Below are 25,105 nucleotides of genomic sequence, written 5' to 3' on the forward strand. Positions count from 1 at the left end.
TTACATCACTCCACTCCGCGGAAGAAATGCCCCTTCGTGCTGCCCTTTTCGCTCATTTCTCCCAAAAGATTGCGTGTCGCGGGGCTCATCCGCTCCGCATCCGCCGTCATTTCCCCGTATGCCTTCGCAATCCGCTCTGCCCTGCCGGGGCCCTCCTTTGTAAAGTCCAGACGCACCAGACCCGTTGTGCTTTCCAGAATTTCATCATAAAATTTCAGCGTAAACAAAGGCTTGCCGTTCAGAATCGTGCAGACGCATCTCTCGCAGTCCGTCATCAAGGGGAATTTCACGCCCTTTCTGTCTCTGAGGAAATACAAATCCTCATTGCTGCGCTCCGTACAGAATTTATGTCCGTCCTTGCCGCCCACATAATTCCCGATGGGACATTGCTGTGTTTTCATCAACGGCAGATAGCCGTAAACCACCATTTCGCAGTCCTTGTCCCCCATGCGGTTAATTTCCTGCAAATTCGCCTCCACAGAAAGACAGACATTGTCCGCCCCCTGCTCCTTCCAGTATTCCACCGTCTGCCGGTTCATCGCATTCAGATTGTAGTCAACAACAATTTTCTTGCCGCTTTTCTGCACCTGTGCAAACTGCCCTGCGGCACGCACCAAAAAGCCATCAATCTCGCTCGCAATCAGCCTGTCAATCATCGGCTGTTCTGCTTCCGCATTCCATTCTCTTGCCACTCTCGGCAGTGCGGCATAAAGCGTCACGCCTGCCTTGCGGCATTTTGCCAGAATCTTGTCCAGATTTTTCTCCAAATCCGCCGCCGCTTCATAATACACCCTGCAAATGCCTCTCGCCTGCAAAACGGCATCCAGCTGCCCCATGTTCGTCACAACCGCTGTCAGCTTTTTCCGCAGCTGCATCGGCTGCTTCTCCGGTTTCGCATACACCGCGTCATCCTTCGCCTTCCGCTTGGATTTTTTCAGAATCGCCGCCTCCAGTGCCTCGCACGCCGCACGCCGCACACGGTTCACCTCGCTGATATTCACATAAATATATCTGTCGATATCCGTCTGCAAATCCGCCAGAACAAAGGGGGTTGCGCCCATCTTGCTGATGTTTTCCCGCAGCTTCATCGGGAGCATAGGCGAGCTGCCTGCCGGCTCTACGATACTGCCGCTGACAAAAACGCTGTTGCCGCCGTTATCCCAAAGCTGTAAGGAAATCGGTTCGCCCTCCTTCACACGCAGCATCCCGTAAATCGGAAGCTTGCGTGTATCCTTTTCGTAGGTCTTTTTCAGCTCATCCTGCAATGCCTTCCCAAAGGTGCGGTAAACCACATCATTTTTGTTGATATCCCCCTCAAGGGTAATCGTAATCACCTCGCCCGCCTTGGAATGCTTGGAAACATTCGTCCCAACGTGCGGCTCTGTCTGCGTCCAGATTTCCAGACCATCTCCGGGAACCAAGGGCTCTCTTGTGCGAATCGTCACCTTCTTATATTTCGGCAGATACTTGTCCACAATGCCGACCTTCAGCCCCCACGATTTCGGGCGTTCAATGCTCATCATTTCCCGTCCGGCAAAGGAGGTGTAATATCCCTCCGTAAAGCCGCCACGGTTAAACAGCTGCTGCAGCGCCTTGATATCCGCGGGATCTACCTTGTATTCCTCCGGGTTTTCAAAATACAGGTCAATATATTTGCGGTAAATCCGCGTTACCCCTGCCACATATTCAGGGCTTTTCATTCTGCCCTCAATTTTCAGCGATGCAATTCCTGCCTCAATCAGCTGCGGCAGAATTTCCACCGTCATCACGTCCTTCGGGGAAAGCAGATATCCCTCCGCCATGCTGTCATAGCCCTTATACAGCGTATAGGGCAACCGGCAGGTCTGCGCGCAGCGTCCGCGGTTGCCGCTTCTGCCGCCCAGCATGCTGCTCATAATGCACTGCCCCGAATAGCAAACACAAAGCGCCCCATGCACAAAGGTTTCGATTTCCGCTTCGGTGTTTTCCGTAATATGCCTGATTTCCTCCAGAGAAAGCTCTCTGCTCAGCACGATTTTATCAAACCCACGGCCTTCCCAGTATTTCACATCAGCCAGAGAATTACAGGTCATCTGCGTGCTTGCATGCAGGGGAAAATCAGGAAAATGTGCCTTTACCAGTCTTTCCGCGCCTGTATCCTGCATAATGAGCGCATCCACGCCCATTTCGTACAGGCTCCTGATATAGGTCAAAAACCCTGCCAGCTCCTCATCCTTATATACCGTATTTACCGTTACATACACCTTTACGCCGCACAGATGGCAATAATCACAGGCATCCTCCAATTCCTTCAAATCAAAATTCCCCGCATACTGCCTTGCGCTGAACTGCTTGCCACCCAGATAGACCGCATCACAGCCGCCGTTCACTGCCGCCTTCAGGCTCTCCATGGAACCCGCAGGGGAAAGCAGCTCCGGTCGATTCACTCCAGACATAATAGTCTCCTTTCTCTCTCATGCAAACCCGTTGTAAAAGAAAAGAGCAAACCTATGAAATTCTCTCAAATGCTTCATCGGCATGCTGCTTTTCGTTATTTCTTTTTTCGTTAATTTTTATGATTATTTCTTTCCTTTTTTATTTTTCCCTGCGGAATGGTATGTCTGGTGCATCTGCGCGCTGCCGTTGTCCTCCATCGCCAGAATATATTCATCCAGCTTGTTTTCCGCATTCTCTCTCGCCTTTTCCGCTTCCTCCAGCTTATGCGTCAATTCCTGCACGCGCGCCGTCATGCCGATGAGTCTGCCCTCCAGCTCAGCAGTATATGCCTTTTCCTTGAAGTAATCATCTGCCACATTCACAGAGGTCAGCACATAAGCAAGGCTGGAATCCAACGTAACAGCAACGGCCTTTTCACGGACTTCCGTCATTTTCTCATCAATATAAGCCGCCACACTGCGGATATGTTCCTCCGATTCCTCGCCAACCAGCGTAAAGCTTTTTCCGTCAATGGAAATCTTCACTCTGTTTTTCATGAACTGCACTCCCTCTCCTCTTTTTCATAATTACATACTTATTTGTAAGTATACCACAAATACAATTTAGAAGGAATACCTTTCTTCCGAAACCCCTCGACAGAAAAGGCGTCCATCCTTCGATGAACGCCTCTATTCTTACCTACAAAGCAGTGTGATAATCCCAATCACAATCAGAATCGGGAATGCGATATAAAGCAAGCCTCCTACCACCATACCAATTAAAATCAGCGGCAATATTACAATCGTCAGTAAAAATTTGGAGATTCCCCAAGCCATTTGTATCCCGAAAAGCAGCAGCTTCCCGAATACTCCAATCATACAAATGATAAATAAAAACATCCACAACATACTTTCCACCTCAATTTCGTCCACAAGCTGTTCCAACTGTGTTTTCAAGTCAATTATAGCAAAAAAATCATAGATTACAACTGGGAAAATATTAAATTTTCTTTAAGCCCTTCCTGCAAAAGAAAACCCCGTCGCGTAAGCGACGGGGGCTCGTACCAACCGTATTTTTTTATAAAATTTTGTTGCTTAAATTCCCTTTGAAAATTATTTCTTTCTCCAAGCCCAGATGTCCTTGCCTGCTTTCTTCATATCGTGGAAGTCAGCAGCAGCTGTGAACAGTGCGTCTGTAGAAGAGTTCAGACCTGTTTCGCAGGAGTCCTGAATTACGCCGATGATGAAGCCAACACCTACAACCTGCATTGCTACATCGTTGGGGATACCAAACAGAGAGCAAGCCAGAGGAATCAGCAGCAGGGAACCACCTGCAACACCGGAAGCACCGCAAGCGGAGATAGCTGCTACGAAGGACAGCAGAACCTTCATTGCAAGGGGAACTTCCATGCCCAGTGTGTTTACGCAAGCCAGTGTCATAACTGTGATTGTGATTGCAGCACCGCCCATGTTGATGGTTGCACCCAGAGGGATAGAGATGGAGTAGTTATCTTCATCCAGACCCAGTTCTTCACACAGAGTCATGTTAACAGGGATATTCGCTGCGGAAGATCTTGTGAAGAATGCTGTGATAAAGGAATCCTTCAGGCATTTGAATACCAGAGGATAAGGGTTGGATTTGATCTGTGTCCATACGATGATGGGGTTCAGAATCAGAGCTACGAAAGCCATGCAGCCAACCAGAACTGCCAGAACCTTACCGTATTCTGTGAAGATACCCAGACCGTTTTCGGATACTGTTGTGAATACCAGACCCAGGATACCGAAGGGAGCGCAGGAGATTACTGCTCTAACTGCTGCTGTAACTGCTTCGGAGAAATCGTTCAGTGCTTTCTTTGTTGTGTCACTTGCTTTTTTCAGTGCCAGACCAAAGATAACAGCCCAGAACAGAATACCCAGGTAGTTTGCGTTTACCATGGAACCGATGGGGTTGGAAACAATGTTGTTCAGCAGATTGGAGAATACTTCACCAATGCCGCCTGCTGCTGTGTAGCCATCTGTGGAAGCAGCGTTGCCCAGAGGCAGAACGATGTGGATGAAGTGGCAAGCCAGTACAGCAACAACAGCCGCTGCGAATGTACCAATCAGGTACAGTGCAACTACACGGCCCATTGTTCTGCCGCCGCCCTCCTGACCGCAAGCCAGAGCTGCGATAACCAGGAAGAATACCAGAATAGGTGCTACAGCCTTCAGAGCACCAACGAACAGGGTACCCAGAACACCGATAACTTTTACTTGTGGAATCAGCAGACCAAGGATTGCACCAATGATCAGACCACAAACGATACGTTTTACTAAGGAAATGCTATTCCATTTCTGAATAATACTCATTTTGACCTTCTCCTATTAAATGATTGATTTGATAAATGTTTGTATAATTGCTTGTTTCTACGGTTTGTACGAAAACTAAATATGAAAAGTATTGAGGTTTGCCTTTTGCATCAACCAAATACCTTTTCGCAAAGCTTTTTCCCTGTCGGTGTCACAGCCAGACCGCCTTCTGCGGTTTCCTTCAGCGTAGAGGACATTGTATCACCGATTTTCTTCATCGCTACAATTACCTCATCCGCAGGAATATGACTTTCCACGCCTGCCAGTGCCAGCTCAGCCGCTACCAGCGCATTGCCTACGCCGCCGGCATTTCTTTTGATACAGGGAATCTCAACCAGACCTGCAACAGGGTCGCAAACCAGACCGAGAATATTTTTCAGCGCGATTGCACAAGCGTGCTCACACTGCTTGGGTGTGCCGCCGCAAAGCTCTACCATTGCCGCCGCCGCCATTGCGCTTGCCGCGCCGCATTCTGCCTGACAGCCGCCTGCCGCCCCTGCCACGCTGGCATTCGTTGCAATCACGATACCAACCGCAGATGCAGTAAACAGTGCCATAACCAGATCCTTATCCGAAATATTTTTTTCCTCCTGCAATGTCAGCAGTGCAGAAGGAAGAATACCGCAGCTGCCCGCTGTCGGGGATGCTACGATTCTGCCCATGCAGGCATTTGTCTGTGCAACCGCAACCGCCTTCATCATTGCATTGCCGAAGAAATGACCTGCAATATTCTTGCCTGCCTTCAATGCCTCATTCAGCTTGTAGGCATCGCCGCCTGTCAATCCGCTGGCAGAACGCTTGTCCTTATCCAGCCCATCCTGTACGGATTCCTTCATGACCTGCAGGGATCGCTCCATGGTTGCGAACATTTCTTCTTCTGTCTTTTCCGTCATTGCCGCCTGTGTTTTCAGAACCAGCTCAGAAAGCTTCAAGCCTCTCTTTTCCGCTTCGTTTACCAATTCGGCAATAGAATCATATTTTAACAAGTTCTCCGCCTCTCCTTCTTAAATTGCTTTCAGAATCGTAGATGCGTGAATATGGGGACATTCCATGATTGCATCATTGATAGACTCGTCCACATGACCGTCGATCTCGATTGTCATAACAGCTGTACCGCCCTTATGGTCTCTGCCCAGAGAGAACCCATGTATGTTTACACCCTTGTCTGCCAGAATGTTTGTTACCACGGCAATCATACCGGGAACGTCATCATGGGGAATCACCAATGTATCGGATTTACCGGAAATCGATACCTCTGTATCATTGATTTTATTGATAATAATATTGCCGCCGCCGATGGATGCACCGCGAATCAGCGCGGTTCTTCCTGCTTCATCTGTCAGCGTAATTTCCGCCGTATTGGGGTGTGCGCCGTCAATATCTTCTTCGATAAAGGTAAAATCCAGACCTTCCTCTGTCGCAATCTGCATGCTGTTGCGGATACGGGCATCGTCTGTGTCCATCCCCAGAATCCCTGCAATCACAGCCTTATCCGTACCGTGACCCTTATAGGTCTTGGCAAAGGAGCCGCTGAACTGAATCACAGCCTTCACGGGCTTCTTGCCCAGAACAGAACGGGCATATTTCCCGATACGCACTGCACCTGCTGTATGAGAACTGGAAGGGCCAATCATAATAGGTCCGATGATATCAAATACCTGTAACACTAAAATCCCTCCTAACCTTATTTCAATTTTCTGTCGATAACCCAAGTATTTTTGACAAAAACCGCATAATTTATCGACCTTCCCAATTATATATGATTAAATTCAACAAAGTCAATAGGTATCCATAAAAAAGTTCCTTGTAGAAAGACATTTTTTCTTATTCTCGGATATTTGTCCGCTCTGCAAATACACCAGTGTGATTTTCCACAAAATTTCAAAAATTTTTGAATTTCTTTTCCATAAAAACGAAAAATTACAAGAAAAATGCCCCACTCTTAGGTGTGTCCCAATAAGAAAACATGAAGAAAATGAAATAGCTGAAAGCCTGCGGATACAAGGAAGTTTCCCGCAGGCATCCTTTGACTTAGGCTGTCAAGGGGAACTGACGCAGTAGCCGTAGCTTTCAGCATTTCAGAATTCAAGTTTTCTTATTTGGGCGCACCTTTTAGAGTAGGGCGAAGTCTGCTTTCGACTTAAATTATTACATGTAGTTACCCATGCCGGGATCAGGCATTGCGGGTGCGTTTTTCGCAGGCAGCTCCGCAACAACCGCTTCTGTTGTCAGGAAGGTGGAAGCAACGCTGGTTGCATTCTGCAATGCACTTCTTGTTACCTTTGCAGGGTCAAGGATACCTGCTTCAACCATTTCCACATATTCCTCTGTCAGCGCGTTGAAGCCCATGCTGTCATTCATCTCTTTTACCTTGTTTACAATCACAGACCCTTCCAGACCTGCATTTGCAACAATCTGACGCAGAGGTGCTTCCAGTGCCTTGATGACGATATCCGCACCTGTTTTTTCATCCCCTGCCAGCTCTGCGCAGGCTGCTTTTACCTTATCCATGGCATGAACCAGAGCAGTACCGCCGCCGGCTACAATACCTTCCTCCACTGCTGCCTTTGTTGCCGCCAGTGCATCCTCCATACGCAGCTTCTTTTCCTTCATTTCTGTTTCTGTTGCCGCACCAACCTTGATCACAGCTACGCCACCGGAAAGCTTTGCCAGTCTTTCCTGATATTTTTCCTTATCAAATGCGGAATCTGTTTCTTCCATGCCCTTTTTGATCTGTGCGATACGCGCTTCGATGGCAGCCTTGTCACCCGCACCGTCTGCGATGATGGTTGCTTCCTTTTCCACACGAACCGTTTTCGCGGTACCCAACATATCCAAGGTTGCATCCTGCAGGGAAATGCCAACCTCCTCGGAGATAACCTGACCGCCTGTCAGTGCCGCGATATCTGCCAGCTGTGCTTTTCTTCTTTCGCCGTAGCCGGGTGCCTTTACCGCAACGCAGGTGAATACATTACGCAGCTTGTTCACAACCAGAGTTGCCAGAACCTCGCTTTCTACGTCCTCTGCAATCAAAAGCAGCTTTCTGCCTGTCTGCATTACCTGCTCCAGAATCGGCAGGATTTCCTGAATATTGGAAATTTTCTTATCTGTAATCAGAATCAGAGGCTCCTCCAGAACCGCTACCATCTTATCCATATCCGTAGACATGTATGCGGAAAGATACCCTCTGTCGAACTGCATCCCTTCTACCAGAGCCAGCTCTGTTTTCATGGTCTTGGATTCCTCAATGGTAATAACGCCGTCATTTGTAACCTTATCCATTGCTTCCGCAATCATCTTGCCGACTTCCTCATCCCCTGCGGAGATTGCCGCTACGTTTGCAATGTGCTTGCTTGTGGTAACGGACTGGCTCATCTTCTTGATTTCTGCAACAGCTGCTTCCGTTGCCTTCTGCATCCCGCGTCTGAGAATGATGGGATTTGCGCCTGCCGCAATATTCTTCAGACCCTCCTGAATCATTGCCTGTGCCAGAACGGTCGCTGTTGTAGTACCGTCGCCGGCAACATCATTTGTCTGCGTTGCAACCTCTTTTACCAGCTGCGCGCCCATGTTTTCATAGGGGTCTTCCAGCTCGATATCCTTTGCAATAGTAACACCGTCGTTTGTAATCAGGGGAGAAGTGAATTTTCTGTCCAGAACCACGTTTCTGCCCTTGGGCCCCAGTGTTACCTTTACTGTATTTGCCAGCTTATCCACACCTGCCGCCATTGCGTTTCTGGCATCGGTGCTGTATTTGATTTCTTTTGCCATAATGCTTTCCTCCAATCAAATTTTCAAATTTTTATTTTCAAAAATCAATTAAAATCAATCCTTGATGATTGCCAGAATATCATTCTGACGCATAATCAGGTATTCCTCACCGTCATATTTCACTTCCATTGCGCCATATTTGGAATACAGCACATGGTCGCCCTCCTTCACTACCATCTCAATCTTGGTATCGCCAACCATGCCGCCGGGGCCGACAGCAACAACGATTGCTTCCTGCGGCTTTTCCTTCGCCTGACTTGTCAGCACGATGCCGGATTTTGTGGTTTCCTGTGCTTCTACCTGTTTCAATACGACTTTATCTCCTAATGGTGCAAGTTTCATTTTCATTACCTCCTATAATTTTCTATCTGTTAGCACTCATCTAATCCGAGTGCTAATTTACAATACATATATTAACACCATATCCAGTTATATTCAAGACCCTTTTTGAAAATTCACAAATTGTTTAAAAAGTTCATAAAAAAAGAGACTGTATGCATTCACATACAATCTCTGTCCATTTCCGCTGTCCGCTTTTGCTTTTTTGGCTGTCCTTTTCGTGTCCAATCTGTCCAATCTGTCCACACCTGTCCACTCTTATTTTCGGTTGCCTTCATCCAGATATGCCGCCGCGCTCAATGCCGCAACCAGTCCCTCGCCGACCGCCTTCGCAATCTGATACGGCGCACCGGTGCAGTCTCCTGCCGCAAAAACACCGGGAAGATTCGTTTTCATCGCACGGTCAACCACGATATTCTTGCCATCCGTTTCCAGCCCAAACAGCAGACTTTCGGGGGCTGTGCTGTTTTTCGCAAAGAAAATCCCATCACAGGGAATCGCTTCTCCCCCCACCTCTAGCGCGGAAACCCTGCCATTCTCGCCAAGCACTGCCTGCGGTTTTCCTTCCTTTAAATGGATGTTTTCCTTTAAATACATCACCGGCTGATACAAAGGCAGATACGTCACGCGCGCGCAGACATCCGCAAGGAAGTTTGCCTCTGCCTCCCCCTCTGCATTTTCGCCCACAACCACAACATTTTTACCGCGATAAAGCATCCCATCGCAGGTCGCACAATAGCTGACCCCCTTGCCGAGATACTCCGTTTCGCCCGCAATGCCGCGGCTTTTATTGATGCCCGTTGCCAGAATCAGCGTTTTTGCCTGCACGAAATTATTATCCGCATTGATAACAAAATACTCTCCCATGGGCATAATCTGCTTGATGCGCGATTCCACAAACTCCACGCCCTGCTTTCTGGCGTGGGCATAAAACTGATTCAGCAGCTCCTCGCCGCTTAAATCGGGCAGACCAAGGTAATTATCAACCTTCTCCGCCGCAAACAGCAGAGAGCTATCCAGACTTCTGCCGAAGATGCAAACGCTTTTATTCCGCTGCCTTGCGCTGACTGCCGCCGATAACGCCGCAGGGCCGCCGCCGATAATCCCGATATCGTACATAGAAAAGCCTCCTTCCGATTGACCTATCCAAGTATCGTCCAAAATCAAAATAAAAAACCACGAGAGGAAAAAATATCTTCTCGTGGTTCATTTTATCATATTATTTCAGAAAAATCTGTTGCATCTGCCACTTTTCGGAAATTATTTTTCTTTTTCAGCGGCGCGTGCTTCAATAATCTTTTTCTGTACCTCCATGGGTGCTTCCTCATATCTTTCAAAATGATGTCTGTATTCACCACGGCTCTGTGTCATGGAGCGCAGGTCGGTTGCGTATTTGTGCATTTCTGCGGTAGGAACCTCTGCAACAATGCACTTCTTCATGCCGACTGCATCCATGCTCAAAATACGCCCACGGCGTTTTGTGATATCGCCCATGATATCGCCCATGTATTTATCGGGAATCAGCACCTCAACGTGTTCGATGGGTTCCAGAATAACGGGCTTCGCCTGTGGAATCCCTTCCTTGAATGCAACAGAGGTTGCCATCTTGAACGCCATTTCGGAGGAGTCAACGGGATGGTAGGAGCCATCTGTCAGGGTAGCCTTCAGACCAACAACGGGATAGCCTGCCAGCACGCCGCTCTGTACACATTCCTGCAAACCCTTTTCAACCGCAGGGAAATACTGCTTGGGAACGGAGCCGCCGAAGATTTTTTCTTCAAAGATAACAGGTGTTGTGGTATCATAGCTGGGCTCAAATTCCATCACAACGTCACCAAACTGACCATGACCGCCGGACTGCTTCTTATAACGACCGCGCACGGATGCTTTTGCCTTAATGGTTTCTCTGTAAGGGATGATGGGGTCTGTCAGATCAACCTCAATCTTATATTTTGCTTTCAGCTTCTGCACCATAACATCCAGCTGCTGTTCGCCAACGCCATAAACCAGCGTCTGTTTGGTTTCGGGGTTTACTTCCATCTTAATCGTGGGGTCTTCCTCACGAATCTTTGTCAGGGCTGCGGAAAGCTTATCCTCATCGCCCTTGCCCTTCGGTTTGATTGCCATGCAAAGCACGGAGCCAGGCAGCGCAATCTTGGGAATGATAATATTTGCATCCTTCAGAGAAAGGGTATCCTGTGTAGAGGTGTTGGAAAGCTTTGCCAGTGCGCCGATATCACCGGAGTGCAGCTCATCCACCTCAATCTGCTCCTTCCCACGCATAACATACAAACGTCCAACCTTTTCGACGGTATCCTTTTCTTCATTATAGACACTCATGGTAGTATCCAGCTTACCTGTCATCACGCGGAACAGGTTCAGGCGGCCGATATAGGGGTCGGCAATGGTTTTGAATACATACGCAGAGAAGCGTTCGTCATCGGAGGAGCAATAAACAACGTCCTTCCCGTCATGGAAGGCATGGAAGTTTGCCTTTGCTTCGATTGCAGGAAGGGTGAAGCGAACGATTGTATTCATCAAAAGCTTAACGCCATAGCCCAGTGTTGCGGAACCGCACATAACGGGTGCAATGCTATGGTTTGCGATACCAACCTGCAAACCGTCATAGATTTCCTCTTCGGTCAGCTCTTCATCATTGAAGAATTTTTCCATCAGCTCTTCACTGGATTCTGCCGCTACCTCAATCAGCATGGAGCGCAGAACCTCAACCTGATCCTTTTTATCCTCCGGCATTTCGCATTTTTCCAGCTTGCCGTTTACCTTCTTTCTGGCATCTCTCTTAATCAGATTGATAAAGCCGATGAAGTTGCCGTTTTCATCATCAAAGGGAATTTGCAGGGGGGCAACGGCTTTGCCGAAGTTTTTACGCAAATCAGCCAGTGTTTTTTCAAAGTCTGCATTTTCATCATCCATCTGGTTAATGAAAATGATACGGGGCAGGTGCATTTCTTCGCAGTATTCCCATGCCTTTTCCGTACCGACCTCTACGCCGGATTTTGCGGAAACCATAATCAGCCCTGTATCTGCTACGTTCATTGCCAGCTTTACCTCGGCTGCAAAGTCAAAGTAACCGGGAGTATCCAGGAAGTTAATCTTTGTATCCTGCCATTCAACGGGAATTACAGATGTATTGATCGAAACCTTACGGCGAATTTCTTCTGCTTCATAGTCGGACACAGTGTTTCCGTCTTCCACCTTGCCGAATCTCTTCGTTGCACCGGAATAATACAACGCTGCTTCGGAATATGTGGTTTTACCGGAACCGCTGTGGCCCAAAAGAACTACGTTTCTCACTCTGTTAGATGCATAATTTTTCATAGAATCTTCCCTCCCATAGGTTTATTTTTGAACGGATTTGTGTCCGTCAAGGGGCTTGTTAACGTATACAGCGCACAAAATATGTACAATCTATACACTACATTAAATTCGACCATTATTTGAATTTCCCTTTATTTTTTTCCAAAAAAATTTCGTATTGACGGTTTTGCCGAAAGAAGTCGCATTTTCTCGTTCCGTTTTTGTGCAAAATAAAACCATACACCTCTGTGGACAGATGTATGGCTTTCTTTTTACATTAAAATTTTCAATCTCCTTACCGCAAACCGAAATAGGCAGCGACCGCGTTGCTCAACGCTTTTCCGATTTCGTCAATATTCCCCCTGATCCACGCGGCATCCTCCGGATTATCATGATACGCAACCTCAACCAATGCAGAGGGGGCATTTGTCCGGCGCAGCTCACGCAGGGTTGTGGTCGGCAGCACCTGCACCTTGGATGGGTCGGGATAAATCTCACGCAGCTCATCGGCAATCAGCTCCGCCATCTGTCTGCCATAAGGGCTTGTGGCATAATAATAGACCACAGGGCCACGCCTTGTGCCTGCGACAGACGGAGGGGCGGCGTTGGAATGGATGGCAAGGTGAAAATCAACATTGCTGTTATTGGAATCGGCAATCGCCTGCCCCAGTGTCATTTCGGGGGCATTGCGGAGATATTCAATGCCGTCCGCCGCAAGATACGGCTCCATGGCATCCGCAATCAGATTCATGACCTCCTCCTCCGAACCGCCGCCGTAGAAGGGATTATATTCCTGCAAGGAGGGACTGAGATAAATTCTGGGCATAGCATTTCTCCCCTTTTTCCTTCAATATATGAAAACAGACCGAAAAGTTTCCTTCTCGGTCTGCAACAGGCTTGCTTATTTCAGCAGGCTTTTTTTATACATATTGTAGATATCTTCTCTTTCCAGAGGATAAGGGAAGGTTGCCAGCTTGCCCTTCTGCTCCATGAAGCGGTCGGTATAGCTTGTGACATCTGCTTCGGTGTAAACGGAATTATGCTCCAGAACGGCATCCAGAAAGGTGCCCATTTCGTCTGTGCTTGCAAAGCCAAGATATTCCAGAACCTTCGCGACATTTTCATCCCCTGCGGGGAACAGCTCCAGATATGCCTGCGTCAGAACGCCATTTGCCATGCCATGAGGCAGCCCCTTCTCGTAGGTCAGGAAATAGCCCATGCCATGGGGCAGAGAGGTCATGGTCTGTGCGATTGCAACGCCGCCAAGGGCGGACATCAGCATCAGCTTATCCCTCGTTTCGGGGGAATAGACTCTTTCACGCAGGGCAGGCATACATTCCTTGAAAAGCAGCAGCCCCTGCTTGGCGATTTCTCTGCTGACCGCGGTTGCCTTTGCGGAAAGATAGCTTTCCACCAGATGCGTCAGCGCGTCTACAGCGGTATTGTTTGTGGTTCTTGCAGGCAGGGTATCCATATATTTCGGGTCGAGAAATGCCACTGTGGCAAAGATATGCGCGGCAATGCTCGATTTTGTTCTTTTTGCATGCAGGGTCACGATGGCATACTGCGTTACCTCCGAGCCTGTGCCTGCGGTTGTGGGTACGGCTACTACGGGCAATGCCTTATTTTCTGCATTCCAGAGGGCATCCGTCCCCTGTTCGGGATGCGCCGCCATGGTCGCAATCGCCTTAGAGGAATCCATCGGGGAACCGCCGCCAATGCCGATGAAAAATTCCACGCCCTCCGCGATGGCAAGCTTTGCCGCCCGTTCTACGGTTTCTACGGAAGGGTTTTCCTCGATTTCATCAAACAGAATCCACGCAATGCCAAGGCTGTCCAGTGCATCGGTGATATCCTGCTGTGCGCCGTTTCTCTTGGCGGAGGTTTTCCCTGTGACAACCATTGCCTTTTTGCCGAGCTTCGCCATTGCCGCCTTATGCTCCGCTACGCAGCCTCTGCCGAAATAGCAATCTGTCGGCATAAAATAATGAAAGTTTCCCATTCACTCCACATCCTTTCTCTTTTCTCCGAAAAATATAATCAACAAAGGAAATCGTACCATTCCCAATCAGTCTGCATAATCGCCTCAAGGGTTTCCTCCGCAGGCTCCTCTGTCAGCTCAAATTCAATTTCAAACTCATGATAGCGCTCACCCTCAATCGTTGCTACGCCTGTAATAATATAATTTTTGCCCTCTCCTGTGACAAATTCACCCTCCATAAGAAGGTCATCCTCTTCGAGATAAATTTTGTGCAGTTCGTTTGCAATCTGCTCCTCTGTGAATGTCAGCTTCATTTTCGTCCTCCCTTTTTTGTTTCGTTTTCTTCTCCTTATAGTATCATTTCTTTTAGAATCGAACAAGAAGGAAGTTCCTCTTTTCTTCCGACTGCTTTCATGGTAAGATAAAAAGGCGCACTTAAATCGAAAGCAGCGTTTCGACCTATTAAAACAATCTAATACTTCCCGGCGGAAGTTTTCTATAAAGGAGTTTTTTCTATGAATTACATTGTTTTGGATTTGGAATTCAATCAGGCGTTCCCCTTCAAATCCGGAAAGAAGGTGGAGCCGAACCCGGAATGTCCCTTTGAGATTATTCAGATCGGGGCGGTGAAGCTGAATGAACGCTTTGAGCAGCTGGATTCCTTTAATTGCATGATTTCGCCGCAGATTTATCCCCGTCTGCACCCCTTCGTGGAAAAAATTACGGGGATTCGTCCGAAGATGCTCACCGGACAGCCCCATTTTCCTGAGGCGTATCAGGCGTTTCTTACGTTTATCGGCAAGGAGCCTGCCGTTCTTTGCGCATGGGGCGGGGACGATATCAAATCCCTGTACCGCAACATCCTGTATTACAATCTGGATGCCGATGCAATGACAAATCAGTTTCTGAATGTACAGCCCTTTGCAGCGGAATATCTGCACCATGAAACAGGCAAGGCAATCGGTCTGAAAAATGCGGTTGAGGCACTGGAGCTGCCGCAGGAGGAAACATTCCACAATGCTCTGAACGATGCGACCTATACGGCAAAAATCTTTGCCATTACGCATCCCGAACATATACAGCCGGATACCTTTCAGCCGCTGACTATGCTGACGAAAAAGCCGAAGCGTCTGCGTACAAACGTGAAGTCTCTGTTCCTGCACATTGAAGAACGATTGGAGCGACCGCTGACCGAGGAAGAAAAGGCACTTGTCAAGCTGGCCTATATGCTGGGGCGCAACCATACCTTTGATGCCGCACCCGCAGTACGCAAAAAGGAATCTGCAAAATAAAAAAATGTCTGTAAGAACAAAAAATCTCAAAGCCCCTTTGGGATTTTTTCTTTTTGCAGACAAAATAAAAAAAGCGGGAGAACGGCTCCCAATACAGCGTTCTCCCGAAATTTTTCGCAAACCAAAAAAACATCCTTGGTTCTCTTCAAAAAAATCGGTCGAAACTTCATGGTCTCCTCTCACGCCGGAACACGGCTTCCCATCGCTGTTCATCTCTGCAAGGCCTAAGGCGCTCCCCTTCTGCCTTCCCGTTTCGGGCTGTTCCTTTCGGATGCTGTCAGAAATTTTCATTGACATTCTTCTATTTTTCCAGTTTTTTCATTTGCTCCTCCACATTTTCGCATTGCATGAGCCCACTCATCACACAGATACCTGCCGCACCCGTTTTTCTGACCGATGCCGCATTTTCGCTGCCGATGCCGCCGATGGCATAAACAGGAATGGCTACGCTTTCCACAACCTCCTGCAAAAACGCCAGCCCTCTGGGGGCAAGTCCCTTCTTGCAATCCGTCACGAAAACGTGTCCTGCTGTGATATAGGTACAGCCAAGCCGAGCCGCCTCCTGTGCTTCCGCAACAGAATGGCAGGATGCGCCGATGCTTCGGAACTGTTTCTTTTTTTCTTCCTCCATGCCGCGCAAAATATGCAGGGGCAAATGGATCTGCTCCGCTCCCAGTAAAAGTGCTGCATCAATAAAGCTATGCAGGATGCAGGGAACGTCATTTTGCTTGCAGATTTGCATTACATTTTCCGCCAGTGCCTTGTATGCCGCTTCGCTTAAATCCTTTTCGCGCAGGATGATGCCCTTCGGCTGACAGGCTGCGATTTTCCGGATACGCTGCAAAAAATCCTCATGACAAAGGTTGCGGTTTGTGACACACAAAATATCAGACATACAGATAATCATTCAGCACAGGCTGAAGTCCTTCCTCAGACATATCCTCATACATGGTTTCAAAGCTGCGGTCATCATTGATTTCAAACTGCTCATCACCCTCTGCATTCTCCGCTTCCTTGCCGGTGTATTTGCTTTCATGGTCACCGATGCCTGTAGAAACACCTGCGGAAACCTTCGTTGCGGCAATTTTTACGATACCGTCACGGAAGGATTTGCTTTCTCTGGAGGATACCGTGATGCCGACAAAGGGCATGAAAATACGATAGGCACAAAGAACCTGACAAAGCTCCTTCTCCCCGACATCCAGAGGATTGATTTTATCATTATTGATAATCGGGCGCAGTCTGGGACAGGATAAGGACATTTCTGCATGAGGATATTTCCGCTGCAAATAATAAACATGCAGTGCGCTTGCCAGTGCGTCCTTTCTGAAATCGGACAAGCCCAGCAAAGCAGAGAACGCAACCCCTCTCATGCCGCCGCGCAGGGCTCTTTCCTGTGCATCAAAGCGGTAGGGCCAAACACGCTTATGCCCCATCAGATGCAGGGTTTCATATTTTACATTGTCATAGGTTTCCTGGAAAACAGTGACATAATCCACACCACATTCATGCAGATACTGATATTCATCCGTATTCACAGGATAAATTTCCACACCGACCATACGGAAATATTTTCTTGCCAGCTTACAAGCCTCACCGATGTATTTGACATCACTCATGGCACGGCTTTCGCCTGTCAGAATCAGGATTTCCTCCATGCCGCTGTCCGCGATGACCTGCATTTCCTTTTCAATCTGCTCCATATTCAGCTTCATGCGGTTGATGTGGTTATAGCAGTTGAAGCCGCAGTATACACAGTAATTCTCGCAATAGTTGGCAATATACAGGGGGGTGAAAAGATAAACGGTATTGCCGAAATGCTTACCGGTTTCGATTCTTGCCTTCTGCGCCATTTCCTCTAAAAAGGGAGCCGCCGCAGGGGAAAGCAACGCCTTGAAATCCTCCACAGAGCAGGTTTCATGATCAAGCGCCGCGCGCACATCTCTTGCCGTATATTTATCGTAATCGTATTCCTCCACATGCGCCATGACAGTTTCACGGATATCGGATTTGATGATTTCCATTCCGGGCATATATTCCATGTGATTCTTTCTGGAAGCAGGGTTTGTTTCCAGCTCATGCTTACGCTTCAGCGCTTCGGGGGAAAGAAATTCAGAGTCTACAAAAAATTGATTTTCCATGCTTATCCCTCCTTAATCACGCAGGAAGCCTGTCAGCGGATCGGATGCGGATGCACCTCTGGTCAGCACTCTGCCCAGACCGGAAAGATACGCCTTTCTGCCTGCCTCAATCGCCTGACGGAATGCCGCTGCCATAAGGGGCAAATCGCCTGCGGTTGCCAGAGCGGTGTTCGCCATGATTGCCGCTGCGCCCATTTCCATTGCTTCGCAAGCCTGAGAAGGTCTGCCGATGCCTGCATCTACGATGATGGGCAAATCAATTTCATCCACCAGAATCTGAATGAATTCCTTTGTTGCCAGACCCTTATTGGAGCCGATGGGAGAAGCCAGAGGCATGATACTTGCCGCGCCGGCGTTCACCAAATCACGCGCCACATTCAAATCGGGGTACATATAGGGCATTACCACAAAGCCTTCCTTTGCAAGAATTTCGGTTGCCTTGATGGTTTCATAGTTATCAGGCAGGAGATATTTGCTGTCACGCATGATTTCTATCTTTACGAAATCACCACAGCCCAGTTCTCTTGCCAATCTTGCAATGCGGACTGCTTCCTCAGCATTTCTTGCGCCGGAGGTATTGGGCAGCAGGGTAACATTTTTAGGAATGAAATCCAGAATGTTTTCCTGATCCTTTGTATTCGCGCGGCGTACTGCCAATGTGATAATTTCCGCGCCGGCATCCTTTACAGCCGCTTCAATCAGCTTTAAGGAATATTTACCGGAGCCCAGAATAAATCTGGAATGAAATTCATGTCCGCCAATGATAAGTTTGTCTTCTTTCTGCATGAAAATCCCTTCTTTCTTTTACTTATGGTTCAAACTGACCGGAAAGGATTCTCAGAACCATGTGCGCCTCATGCGCACCACATATCATCACACGGGAGGACACCAAGCCAATGTCATCTGCAACATCGCTGATTCCGTCTCCGCAGAGATAAAAACGGTCTGTAATCCTTCTGGTTTGGATGCTGTTTGCAGAGCCGAACCCTGCCATGCCGGACGCAGCGATCAGATATTTCGTATGTAATTTTTCCAGCACGCCATTGACCAGCATTGCCTTTGCTTCTGCGTTATCAAATGCTTCACAGATAACATCGGCAGGTGCAAGGATTTCTTCAAAATTTTCCTCGGTAATGGCAGTTGTATGCGTTTCTATCGTAAGATATGGTGCAATCTCACGCAGATTCGCCGCCAGAGCCTCGGTTTTAAATTCTCCCAGCTGGGTTGCCTTATATTGCTGTCGATGCAGATTGGTGATATCCACCCTGTCAAAATCCGTCAGAATCAGCCTGCCAACGCCTGCTCTTGCCAAGGCAATCGCAATATTGGAGCCAAGACCGCCCAAACCGCAGATGGCAACCGTTGCCTGATTGAATTTTTCCTGCACAGCCCTTCCATGTCGTGCCGCTAATGCTCGCTGCAAGTCTTCCCTTTCAGGAATCCTGCTCAAATCAGCCACCTCCTACAAAATTAACAACCTCAATGACATCTCCGTCCTGCAAAATGGTTTCGCCATAGGCTGCCTTTGGCACAATTTCACCATTGCGCTCCACCGCAATCCGCTTGGGGTTATAGTCTGTGCCTGCCAGATATTCCGCCAGAGTTTTCCCTGCAACGGCAAGCGCTTCCCCATTGATTTTTACCACGCAGCTCTCACCTCCTTCTCTTAATCGCAATCAAACACAGGGCTTTTTATCAACAAAAAAAGGAAGCTACCATCATTTGATAACTCCCTTGTTTGTTCCTTCTGTTTTCAGGCATCCCTACGTTGGCATTATCCAAATCAGGTTATGGGTCGAAGGCGTATCCTTCCTCTCAGCCTGCCTAAGCAAGCTCCCCTCTGTGTGTTCGATTGTAGCTTCATTATACCGCCTGCATTTTTAAAAAGCAAGGATATTCTCAGAAACCTGCTCTCGACTTAGATTTTGTCCTCGTCCCCGAACGGGTCCCCACATTCCGGACAGAAACGAGGGGGCTTTGTGGGGTCTTCCGGCTCCCAGCCGCATTTATCACAGCGATACTGCGGCACGCCTGCCGGCTTGGGTTTGCCGCACTGCGGACAGAAACGCCCCTTATTATGGCTGCCGCATGCACAAATCCAGACATTTTCCTCCGGCTTTTTCGCACCACATTCTGTGCAGAAATTGCCCGTATTCTCTGCTGCGCCGCAGCTGCAGGTCCAGCCTGTCTGGGTGGGTGCCTGTGTCTGGGGCTGTTGCTGTGCCGCCATTTGAAAGAGCTGCCCTGCATTCATGCCACCGGACTGATTTGCCAGATTCATCCCTGCAAAAGCCATCACGGGGCCTGCATTGGGGTTTGCCGCTGCCGCCTGCATAGCTTCTGCCTGTGCATTGACCAGATGCGCCGCCGCCATGGAGGGATTACGGAGCGTTGCATTTCTTTGCAGCTCCTTAATCATGGCTTCATCCTCATCGGATGCCTTCACGCTGCTTACACCGATAGAGGTAATCTCAATGCCATATCTGCCGCCCCATTTTTCCGCAAGCACCTCATTCAGCGCCTGCGAAAGCTCCATGGTATGTGCAGGCAGGGCACTGTAACGGATACCCATGGCGGAAAGCTTGCCGAAGGCAGGCTGCAGGGCGGTCAGCATTTCGCTTTTCAGCTGAGATTCCATGCTGTCTCTGGTATATGTATCCGTAATATTGCCGCAGATGTTCTTATAGAAAAGAATAGGGTCGATGATATGATACGCATATTCGCCATGACAGCGAATTGCAATATCAATATCCAGACCGATATTCGTATCAACCACACGGAACGGCACAGGATTTGAGGTGCCGTATTTATTCCCAAGGATTTCCTTTGTATTGAAATAGTAGATTCTCTGATCGCCCGCAGGGTCGCCGCCGAAGCCGACACGCTTGCCGAACTGACGGAAGCTTTCCTTGATGCTTTCCTTCAAATCTCCATAGAACAGGCTGGGTTCTGTTGCGGAATCGTAAAGAAATTCGCCTGCTTCGGCGCAGACCTCAACCACCTTGCCCTGCTCTACAATCATCATGCACTGCCCCTCATTGATGACAATGATAGAGCCATTGGAGATGATATTTTCGCTCTTTTTTGTATTGAAGCCCCGTTTGGACTGCCGCTGCTCGCCTTTTTTTGCCAGCACATCCACATCCATGGCATCGCAGTAGAAATATTCTCTCCAGCTATCTGCCAGAACGCCCTGTGCCGCACCGACACCAACCTTTAAAATGCCCATTGTGCATCCTCCTTATCTTTTCGCTACGCGGTAGGTGTAATCATTGCCCTTGCCATCGAAGGTGAAGCTGTCCTTCAGGCCTTCGGTTGCAACAACCTCACCCTCCTCTGTTACGAAGATTACCTCAAAATCATCCTGTGTTTTCCAATAGGCAAGCGCATCATCCAGACCCATGACATACAGGGCTGTGGAAAGGGCATCCGCCTTTGTACCGTCCTTACAGATAATCGTGACGGAGGTTAAGCCGCTTTCCGCAGGCTTGCCCGTTGCAGGGTCGATGATATGATGATATTTCTTGCCGTTTTCTTCAAAGTATCTCTGATAGCCGCCGGACGTAACCGCGCAGGCATCACTGATTTCGACCACGCCGACATAATCATTCTCATCGGCAGGATTCTGCACGGCAATTCTCCAAGGACTGCCGTCCGGCTTTGTACCAATGGCACAAACATTGCCGCCCAGAGAAAGCCATGCGGATTTCACACCCTTTTTCTTTAACAATTCTGCCAGCTTATCGGAGGCATAGCCCTTCGCAATGCCGCCTAAGTCTACCGCCATTCCTTCCTTTTCCAGATAAACCGTAGAGGCATCCTCATCAATGGTGACATTGCTTACCTTTGTCAGCGGCAGAAGCTCATCCAGTGTTTCCTGCGTGGGAATGGTATACTCATTTTCCGTAAAGCCCCACGCCTTCACAATGGGGTAAATCGCCATATCAAAGGCATTGTTCGTTGCCTTGCCCAGCTGCTTGCCTGCCTTCAGCAGGGCAAGCGTATCTGCCGAAACGGTAACCGCCTTATCCCCTGCGTTATCGTTAATCTGTTCAATATCACTGTCTTCATCTGTGACGGAAAACAGCTTTTCCAGACGCTTAACCTCCTGCTCCGCATCAATCAGAAGGTCTTCCCCATCGGGGGCAACTATATGAAAGGTCATAACAGTATCCATGGCGAAGGTTGTGGATTCGTAGCTGTCCTCCTGCGTACCTTCCTCGCCCATCTTCTGTGCATTCTGTCGCTGTTCGGCACAGCCGCTGAACAGAAAGCATCCCGTCAATCCGATTGCTATTATTTTTTTCCAATTCATCCTTTTAGCTCCTTTAATTTTCAAAATTCCTTATACTGATTTTACCTTGCGTTCTCGGCTTTGTCAAACCCTAGTAGTTTACTTGCAAATAAAAATCTATAGGCTTCTTTCTTTGACGGAACGGCTTCATATTTTGTGATATTTCATGTCATAATCCTTTTTTCTGCGTGTATTGTATTGTTTTTTGTACAATATCATGCTATACTTTACTATTATTTTTATTGCACAAAAGAAAAAGAAAGGATGAATCCGATGCAGACAAATATATATCAGCTCTACAACCGAAAATTAAACGGACTGACGGTATTCCGTGCTCTGTTAGAGGATGTCCTCATACAGCGCTTGCAGAAGCTTCTGCGCGCCTGCGAGGAAAGCGATGCGGAAACGCTCACCTGCACCTATGGTGCGTTTACCTCTGCTTTATTTGAGAAAAATGTGAATTTTTCCGAAGCTCTTCTGGAACTGGTGCTTGCCGATGAAAATCGTTTTCTGCTTTCCGCAGCGAGAAAAGAGGTCTGTCCGCCCGCTATCTGCGATGCCGCAAAGCGAGAATTGGATTTCTTTACGGAGCTGGCAGGGCTTTCCGCAAAGGCAATAAAGACAATTCTGCCTGAGGAAATTGCCGCCTTCCTGCCTGATTGGGAAACAACCGCTTTGGATTTTTATACCGCTTACACAAAGCACATTGCCGATGCGCCGAAAAAAGGCTATGGTATTTTTGCGAAATATCACGCATTTTCCTTCGGGGATAACGGCTTGCAGCCTGTGCAGCACCCCGATCCGCAGTCGCTCTCTCAGCTGAGCGGCTATGAACGGGAGGTTGGTATCGTCATGCGGAATACCGAGGCACTTCTGGCAGGCATACCTGCAAGCAATCTTCTGCTTTACGGCGATGCCGGCACAGGCAAAAGCTCCACGATTAAGGCTGTGGCAAATGCGTTGCAGGAGGAAGGTCTGCGGTTGATTGAGGTCAAGAAAAATCAGCTGTTCCGCCTGCCCTCTCTGCTGGAGCAGCTTGCGGAAAATCCGTTGAAATTCATTATTTTTATTGATGATTTAAGCTTTGCAGGCAATGATGAGCATTTTGCCGCACTGAAAGCAACACTGGAGGGCAGTGTCACCGCCTGTGCGAAAAATACGGTGATTTATGCCACAAGCAACCGCCGCCATCTGGTGAAGGAAACCATGGAAGAACGCAGCGGTGATGATATCCATCTGAATGATACCTTGCAGGAGCTGATGAGCCTTTCCGCTCGCTTCGGCATGACGATTACCTTCCAGAAGCCGGATAAGGACGGCTACCTTGCCATTGTGAAGCATCTGGCGAAGGAATATAATCTAAAAATGCCGGAGGAGGAGCTTTGTACCAAGGCAGAAGGCTTTGCCATTCGCCAGAACGGCAGAAGCCCCCGAACTGCAAAGCATTTTGTGGAAACGCAGCTTGCAAAATTGTAAAAAGGCAGCAAAAAAGGAAGTCCTTCGACTTCCTTTTTTCTTTTTATTTATTTCATTACCGCGCCGGTATTTGCGGAGGAAACCAGCTTTGCATATCTGGAAAGCCAGCCTGTTGTTACCTTCGGTGCAGGGGCAACATAAGCCGCTCTTCTTGCCGCGAATTCTTCCTCGCTTACCTGTGCGTTTACCTTATGATTCGGGATATCGATTTCGATGATATCGCCCTCCTGCAGCAGACCAAAGGTGCCGCCTGCCGCTGCTTCGGGGCTGACATGACCGATGGATGCACCACGGCTTGCGCCGCTGAAACGCCCGTCTGTAATCAATGCAACGCATTTATCCAGCTTCATCCCTGCCAAAGCACTCGTCGGATTCAGCATTTCACGCATACCGGGACCGCCCTTGGGACCTTCGTATCTGATGACAACAACATCTCCGGGATGGATGCCGCCTGCGTAGATGGTTGCGATGGCATCCTCCTCGCTGTCAAACACACGCGCCGGGCCTGTATGGCACAGCATTTCGGGGTCAACTGCGCTTCTCTTTACTACACAGCCATCCTCTGCGATATTTCCCCACAGAACCGCAATGCCGCCTGTTTCGCTATAGGGGTGATCAATGGGACGAATCAAATCGTAGTCCTTAACGTATGCACCCTTGATATTTTCGCCCAGCGTTTTGCCTGTCGCGGTCATAGCATCCAGATCCAGCAGACCCTTTTTTGCAAGCTCTGCCTGTACCGCAGGGATGCCGCCTGCTTTGTTCAGGTCGGAGATATGGGTAGAGCCGGCAGGTGCCAAATGGCACAGATTGGGTACCTTTGCGGAAATTTCATTGAAGATATCCATATTCAAATCTACACCTGCTTCGTTTGCAATCGCCAGCAGATGCAGTACGCTGTTGGATGAGCAGCCCAATGCCATATCACAGGCAACTGCATTATAAATACTTCTGGTATTGATGATATCTCTTGCCTTAATATCCCTTTCCACCAATTCCATGATTGCCATGCCTGCGTGCTTTGCCAGCTGCATACGTCCACTGGAAACATTGGGCAGTGTGCCATTGCCGGGCAGAGCGATACCAACCGCTTCACACAGACAGTTCATGCTGTTTGCGGTATACATGCCTGCACAGGAGCCACAGCCGGGACAGGTATTGGTTTCATATTCAAACAGCTTTGCATCATCAATTATATTTGCTTTTCTTGCGCCGACTGCCTCGAACATCTTGGACAGGCTGACCTCCTCATTATCCACCAGACCGGGCATCATTGCACCGCCGGAGCAAACCACAGCAGGGATATTCATACGCACTGCCGCCATTACCATACCGGGAACGATTTTATCGCAGTTGGGTACGAGAACCAGACCATCCAGTGCATGCGCCATTGTCATTGTTTCCACGCTGTCCGCAATCAGCTCACGGCTTGCAAGGCTATATTTCATGCCGGCATGCCCCATCGCGATACCATCACAAACGCCGATGGCAGGAATCATGATGGGTGTGCCGCCCGCCATGCGTACGCCTGCCTTGACGGCTTCTGTAATCTTATCCAAATTGAAATGTCCGGGAACAATTTCGCTATGTGCGGAAACTACGCCAATCAAAGGTCTGTCCAATTCTTCCTTCGTATATCCCATTGCATAAAACAGGCTTCTTGCAGGTGCTCTCTCTACGCCCTGTGTTACCTGCGCACTTCTCAGTTGTCTCATAAAAGCTCCTCC

The 25,105-nt window shown here is 48.6% G+C and carries 22 protein-coding genes and 1 pseudogene; 2 read left to right on the forward strand and 21 right to left on the reverse strand.

Translation table 11 applies throughout. The features are described from left to right. Positions 1–5 precede the first annotated feature (5 nt). The 13 genes and pseudogenes from GPK49_RS05140 to GPK49_RS05200 all read right to left on the reverse strand — a co-directional run bounded on the left by GPK49_RS05140 (position 6) and on the right by GPK49_RS05200 (position 14,489). The gene (locus GPK49_RS05140) at positions 6–2,435 is read right to left on the reverse strand and encodes a U32 family peptidase (protein WP_215676952.1); all 2,430 of its coding nucleotides are present in this window, start codon (positions 2,433–2,435) and stop codon (positions 6–8) included. Positions 2,436–2,558: 123 nt separating this feature from the next. Beyond that, entirely contained in the window at positions 2,559–2,972 is a 414-nt protein-coding gene (locus GPK49_RS05145; protein WP_016408303.1) for a cell division protein ZapA, read from the reverse strand. A 138-nt stretch (positions 2,973–3,110) separates the two neighbouring features. Continuing rightward, a complete protein-coding gene (locus GPK49_RS05150; protein WP_444876938.1) occupies positions 3,111–3,314 on the reverse strand; it encodes a hypothetical protein in 204 nt (67 codons plus the stop codon). A gap of 213 nt (positions 3,315–3,527) precedes the next feature. Further along, the gene (gene sstT / locus GPK49_RS05155) at positions 3,528–4,766 is read right to left on the reverse strand and encodes a serine/threonine transporter SstT (protein ID WP_118579631.1); all 1,239 of its coding nucleotides are present in this window, start codon (positions 4,764–4,766) and stop codon (positions 3,528–3,530) included. A 110-nt stretch (positions 4,767–4,876) separates the two neighbouring features. Beyond that, positions 4,877–5,752 (reverse strand): L-serine ammonia-lyase, iron-sulfur-dependent, subunit alpha, encoded by an 876-nt coding sequence (sdaAA, locus tag GPK49_RS05160; RefSeq protein WP_016408300.1) that lies wholly within the window; start codon positions 5,750–5,752, stop codon positions 4,877–4,879. Between the two features lie 18 nt (positions 5,753–5,770). Further along, positions 5,771–6,367: pseudogene (gene sdaAB, locus GPK49_RS05165) on the reverse strand (L-serine ammonia-lyase, iron-sulfur-dependent subunit beta); the annotation flags it as partial. A gap of 547 nt (positions 6,368–6,914) precedes the next feature. Further along, complete coding sequence (groL, locus tag GPK49_RS05170) at positions 6,915–8,537, reverse strand: chaperonin GroEL (RefSeq protein WP_215676953.1); 1,623 nt, start codon at positions 8,535–8,537, stop codon at positions 6,915–6,917. Positions 8,538–8,591: 54 nt separating this feature from the next. Then, positions 8,592–8,879, reverse strand: a complete 288-nt coding sequence (locus GPK49_RS05175) for a co-chaperone GroES (protein ID WP_118579637.1) — start codon at positions 8,877–8,879, stop codon at positions 8,592–8,594. A 255-nt stretch (positions 8,880–9,134) separates the two neighbouring features. Next, the gene (locus GPK49_RS05180) at positions 9,135–9,995 is read right to left on the reverse strand and encodes an NAD(P)/FAD-dependent oxidoreductase (RefSeq protein WP_118579640.1); all 861 of its coding nucleotides are present in this window, start codon (positions 9,993–9,995) and stop codon (positions 9,135–9,137) included. A gap of 141 nt (positions 9,996–10,136) precedes the next feature. Beyond that, positions 10,137–12,215 (reverse strand): elongation factor G, encoded by a 2,079-nt coding sequence (gene fusA / locus GPK49_RS05185; RefSeq protein ID WP_016408295.1) that lies wholly within the window; start codon positions 12,213–12,215, stop codon positions 10,137–10,139. Between the two features lie 274 nt (positions 12,216–12,489). Then, positions 12,490–13,020 carry an N-acetylmuramoyl-L-alanine amidase family protein gene (locus GPK49_RS05190; protein WP_215676954.1) on the reverse strand — a complete coding sequence of 177 codons (531 nt, stop codon included), beginning with the start codon at positions 13,018–13,020 and terminating at the stop codon, positions 12,490–12,492. 75 nt (positions 13,021–13,095) lie between these two features. After that, the gene (locus GPK49_RS05195) at positions 13,096–14,196 is read right to left on the reverse strand and encodes an iron-containing alcohol dehydrogenase family protein (RefSeq protein ID WP_215676955.1); all 1,101 of its coding nucleotides are present in this window, start codon (positions 14,194–14,196) and stop codon (positions 13,096–13,098) included. A 38-nt stretch (positions 14,197–14,234) separates the two neighbouring features. Further along, positions 14,235–14,489, reverse strand: coding sequence for a hypothetical protein (locus GPK49_RS05200; protein ID WP_118579649.1), 255 nt, complete (start codon positions 14,487–14,489; stop codon positions 14,235–14,237). A 201-nt stretch (positions 14,490–14,690) separates the two neighbouring features. On the opposite strand from GPK49_RS05200, the gene GPK49_RS05205 reads away from it, so the two are divergent. Then, positions 14,691–15,467 carry an exonuclease domain-containing protein gene (locus GPK49_RS05205; RefSeq protein ID WP_215676956.1) on the forward strand — a complete coding sequence of 259 codons (777 nt, stop codon included), beginning with the start codon at positions 14,691–14,693 and terminating at the stop codon, positions 15,465–15,467. Between the two features lie 301 nt (positions 15,468–15,768). Here GPK49_RS05205 and GPK49_RS05210 read toward each other — a convergent pair whose 3' ends face one another. From GPK49_RS05210 to GPK49_RS05240, 7 genes are all read right to left on the reverse strand, one after another. Next, positions 15,769–16,362, reverse strand: coding sequence for a thiamine phosphate synthase (locus GPK49_RS05210; RefSeq protein ID WP_215676957.1), 594 nt, complete (start codon positions 16,360–16,362; stop codon positions 15,769–15,771). Next, positions 16,355–17,608: a 2-iminoacetate synthase ThiH gene (gene thiH / locus GPK49_RS05215; RefSeq protein WP_215676958.1), complete on the reverse strand. Its 1,254-nt coding sequence runs from the start codon at positions 17,606–17,608 to the stop codon at positions 16,355–16,357. The genes GPK49_RS05210 and thiH overlap by 8 nt, the downstream gene beginning before the upstream one ends. Positions 17,609–17,620: 12 nt before the next feature. After that, positions 17,621–18,394: a thiazole synthase gene (locus tag GPK49_RS05220; protein WP_016408288.1), complete on the reverse strand. Its 774-nt coding sequence runs from the start codon at positions 18,392–18,394 to the stop codon at positions 17,621–17,623. Positions 18,395–18,416: 22 nt separating this feature from the next. Next, positions 18,417–19,058: a thiamine biosynthesis protein ThiF gene (gene thiF, locus GPK49_RS05225; protein WP_016408287.1), complete on the reverse strand. Its 642-nt coding sequence runs from the start codon at positions 19,056–19,058 to the stop codon at positions 18,417–18,419. 1 nt (position 19,059) lies between these two features. Further along, positions 19,060–19,254 carry a sulfur carrier protein ThiS gene (gene thiS, locus GPK49_RS05230; RefSeq protein ID WP_016408286.1) on the reverse strand — a complete coding sequence of 65 codons (195 nt, stop codon included), beginning with the start codon at positions 19,252–19,254 and terminating at the stop codon, positions 19,060–19,062. A gap of 272 nt (positions 19,255–19,526) precedes the next feature. Beyond that, the gene (locus GPK49_RS05235) at positions 19,527–20,837 is read right to left on the reverse strand and encodes an SPFH domain-containing protein (RefSeq protein WP_215676959.1); all 1,311 of its coding nucleotides are present in this window, start codon (positions 20,835–20,837) and stop codon (positions 19,527–19,529) included. Between the two features lie 12 nt (positions 20,838–20,849). Continuing rightward, positions 20,850–21,923, reverse strand: coding sequence for an FAD:protein FMN transferase (locus GPK49_RS05240; RefSeq protein ID WP_016408284.1), 1,074 nt, complete (start codon positions 21,921–21,923; stop codon positions 20,850–20,852). 252 nt (positions 21,924–22,175) lie between these two features. Between GPK49_RS05240 and GPK49_RS05245 the strand changes: the two genes are divergently transcribed. Then, entirely contained in the window at positions 22,176–23,378 is a 1,203-nt protein-coding gene (locus tag GPK49_RS05245) for an ATP-binding protein (RefSeq protein ID WP_215676960.1), read from the forward strand. 47 nt (positions 23,379–23,425) lie between these two features. On the opposite strand, the gene ilvD is transcribed toward GPK49_RS05245, so the two are convergent. Continuing rightward, complete coding sequence (ilvD, locus tag GPK49_RS05250; RefSeq protein WP_444876939.1) at positions 23,426–25,093, reverse strand: dihydroxy-acid dehydratase; 1,668 nt, start codon at positions 25,091–25,093, stop codon at positions 23,426–23,428. Positions 25,094–25,105 lie beyond the last annotated feature (12 nt).

Origin of the sequence: Clostridium sp. MCC345 (assembly GCF_018785345.1) — a bacterium.
GTDB lineage: Bacteria > Bacillota > Clostridia > Lachnospirales > Anaerotignaceae > Anaerotignum_A > Anaerotignum_A faecicola.

What these genes read in the sequence shown, in the direction of transcription:
- GPK49_RS05140 (WP_215676952.1), bottom strand. Translation starts at nt 2,435, where the DNA reads ATGTCTGGAGTGAATCGACCGGAGCTGCTTTCCCCTGCGGGTTCCATG.
- GPK49_RS05145 (WP_016408303.1), bottom strand. Translation starts at nt 2,972, where the DNA reads ATGAAAAACAGAGTGAAGATTTCCATTGACGGAAAAAGCTTTACGCTG.
- GPK49_RS05150 (WP_444876938.1), bottom strand. Translation starts at nt 3,314, where the DNA reads ATGTTTTTATTTATCATTTGTATGATTGGAGTATTCGGGAAGCTGCTG.
- sstT (WP_118579631.1), bottom strand. Translation starts at nt 4,766, where the DNA reads ATGAGTATTATTCAGAAATGGAATAGCATTTCCTTAGTAAAACGTATC.
- groL (WP_215676953.1), bottom strand. Translation starts at nt 8,537, where the DNA reads ATGGCAAAAGAAATCAAATACAGCACCGATGCCAGAAACGCAATGGCG.
- GPK49_RS05175 (WP_118579637.1), bottom strand. Translation starts at nt 8,879, where the DNA reads ATGAAACTTGCACCATTAGGAGATAAAGTCGTATTGAAACAGGTAGAA.
- GPK49_RS05180 (WP_118579640.1), bottom strand. Translation starts at nt 9,995, where the DNA reads ATGTACGATATCGGGATTATCGGCGGCGGCCCTGCGGCGTTATCGGCG.
- fusA (WP_016408295.1), bottom strand. Translation starts at nt 12,215, where the DNA reads ATGAAAAATTATGCATCTAACAGAGTGAGAAACGTAGTTCTTTTGGGC.
- GPK49_RS05190 (WP_215676954.1), bottom strand. Translation starts at nt 13,020, where the DNA reads ATGCCCAGAATTTATCTCAGTCCCTCCTTGCAGGAATATAATCCCTTC.
- GPK49_RS05195 (WP_215676955.1), bottom strand. Translation starts at nt 14,196, where the DNA reads ATGGGAAACTTTCATTATTTTATGCCGACAGATTGCTATTTCGGCAGA.
- GPK49_RS05200 (WP_118579649.1), bottom strand. Translation starts at nt 14,489, where the DNA reads ATGAAGCTGACATTCACAGAGGAGCAGATTGCAAACGAACTGCACAAA.
- GPK49_RS05205 (WP_215676956.1), top strand. Translation starts at nt 14,691, where the DNA reads ATGAATTACATTGTTTTGGATTTGGAATTCAATCAGGCGTTCCCCTTC.
- GPK49_RS05210 (WP_215676957.1), bottom strand. Translation starts at nt 16,362, where the DNA reads ATGTCTGATATTTTGTGTGTCACAAACCGCAACCTTTGTCATGAGGAT.
- thiH (WP_215676958.1), bottom strand. Translation starts at nt 17,608, where the DNA reads ATGGAAAATCAATTTTTTGTAGACTCTGAATTTCTTTCCCCCGAAGCG.
- GPK49_RS05220 (WP_016408288.1), bottom strand. Translation starts at nt 18,394, where the DNA reads ATGCAGAAAGAAGACAAACTTATCATTGGCGGACATGAATTTCATTCC.
- GPK49_RS05235 (WP_215676959.1), bottom strand. Translation starts at nt 20,837, where the DNA reads ATGGGCATTTTAAAGGTTGGTGTCGGTGCGGCACAGGGCGTTCTGGCA.
- GPK49_RS05240 (WP_016408284.1), bottom strand. Translation starts at nt 21,923, where the DNA reads ATGAATTGGAAAAAAATAATAGCAATCGGATTGACGGGATGCTTTCTG.
- GPK49_RS05245 (WP_215676960.1), top strand. Translation starts at nt 22,176, where the DNA reads ATGCAGACAAATATATATCAGCTCTACAACCGAAAATTAAACGGACTG.
- ilvD (WP_444876939.1), bottom strand. Translation starts at nt 25,093, where the DNA reads ATGAGACAACTGAGAAGTGCGCAGGTAACACAGGGCGTAGAGAGAGCA.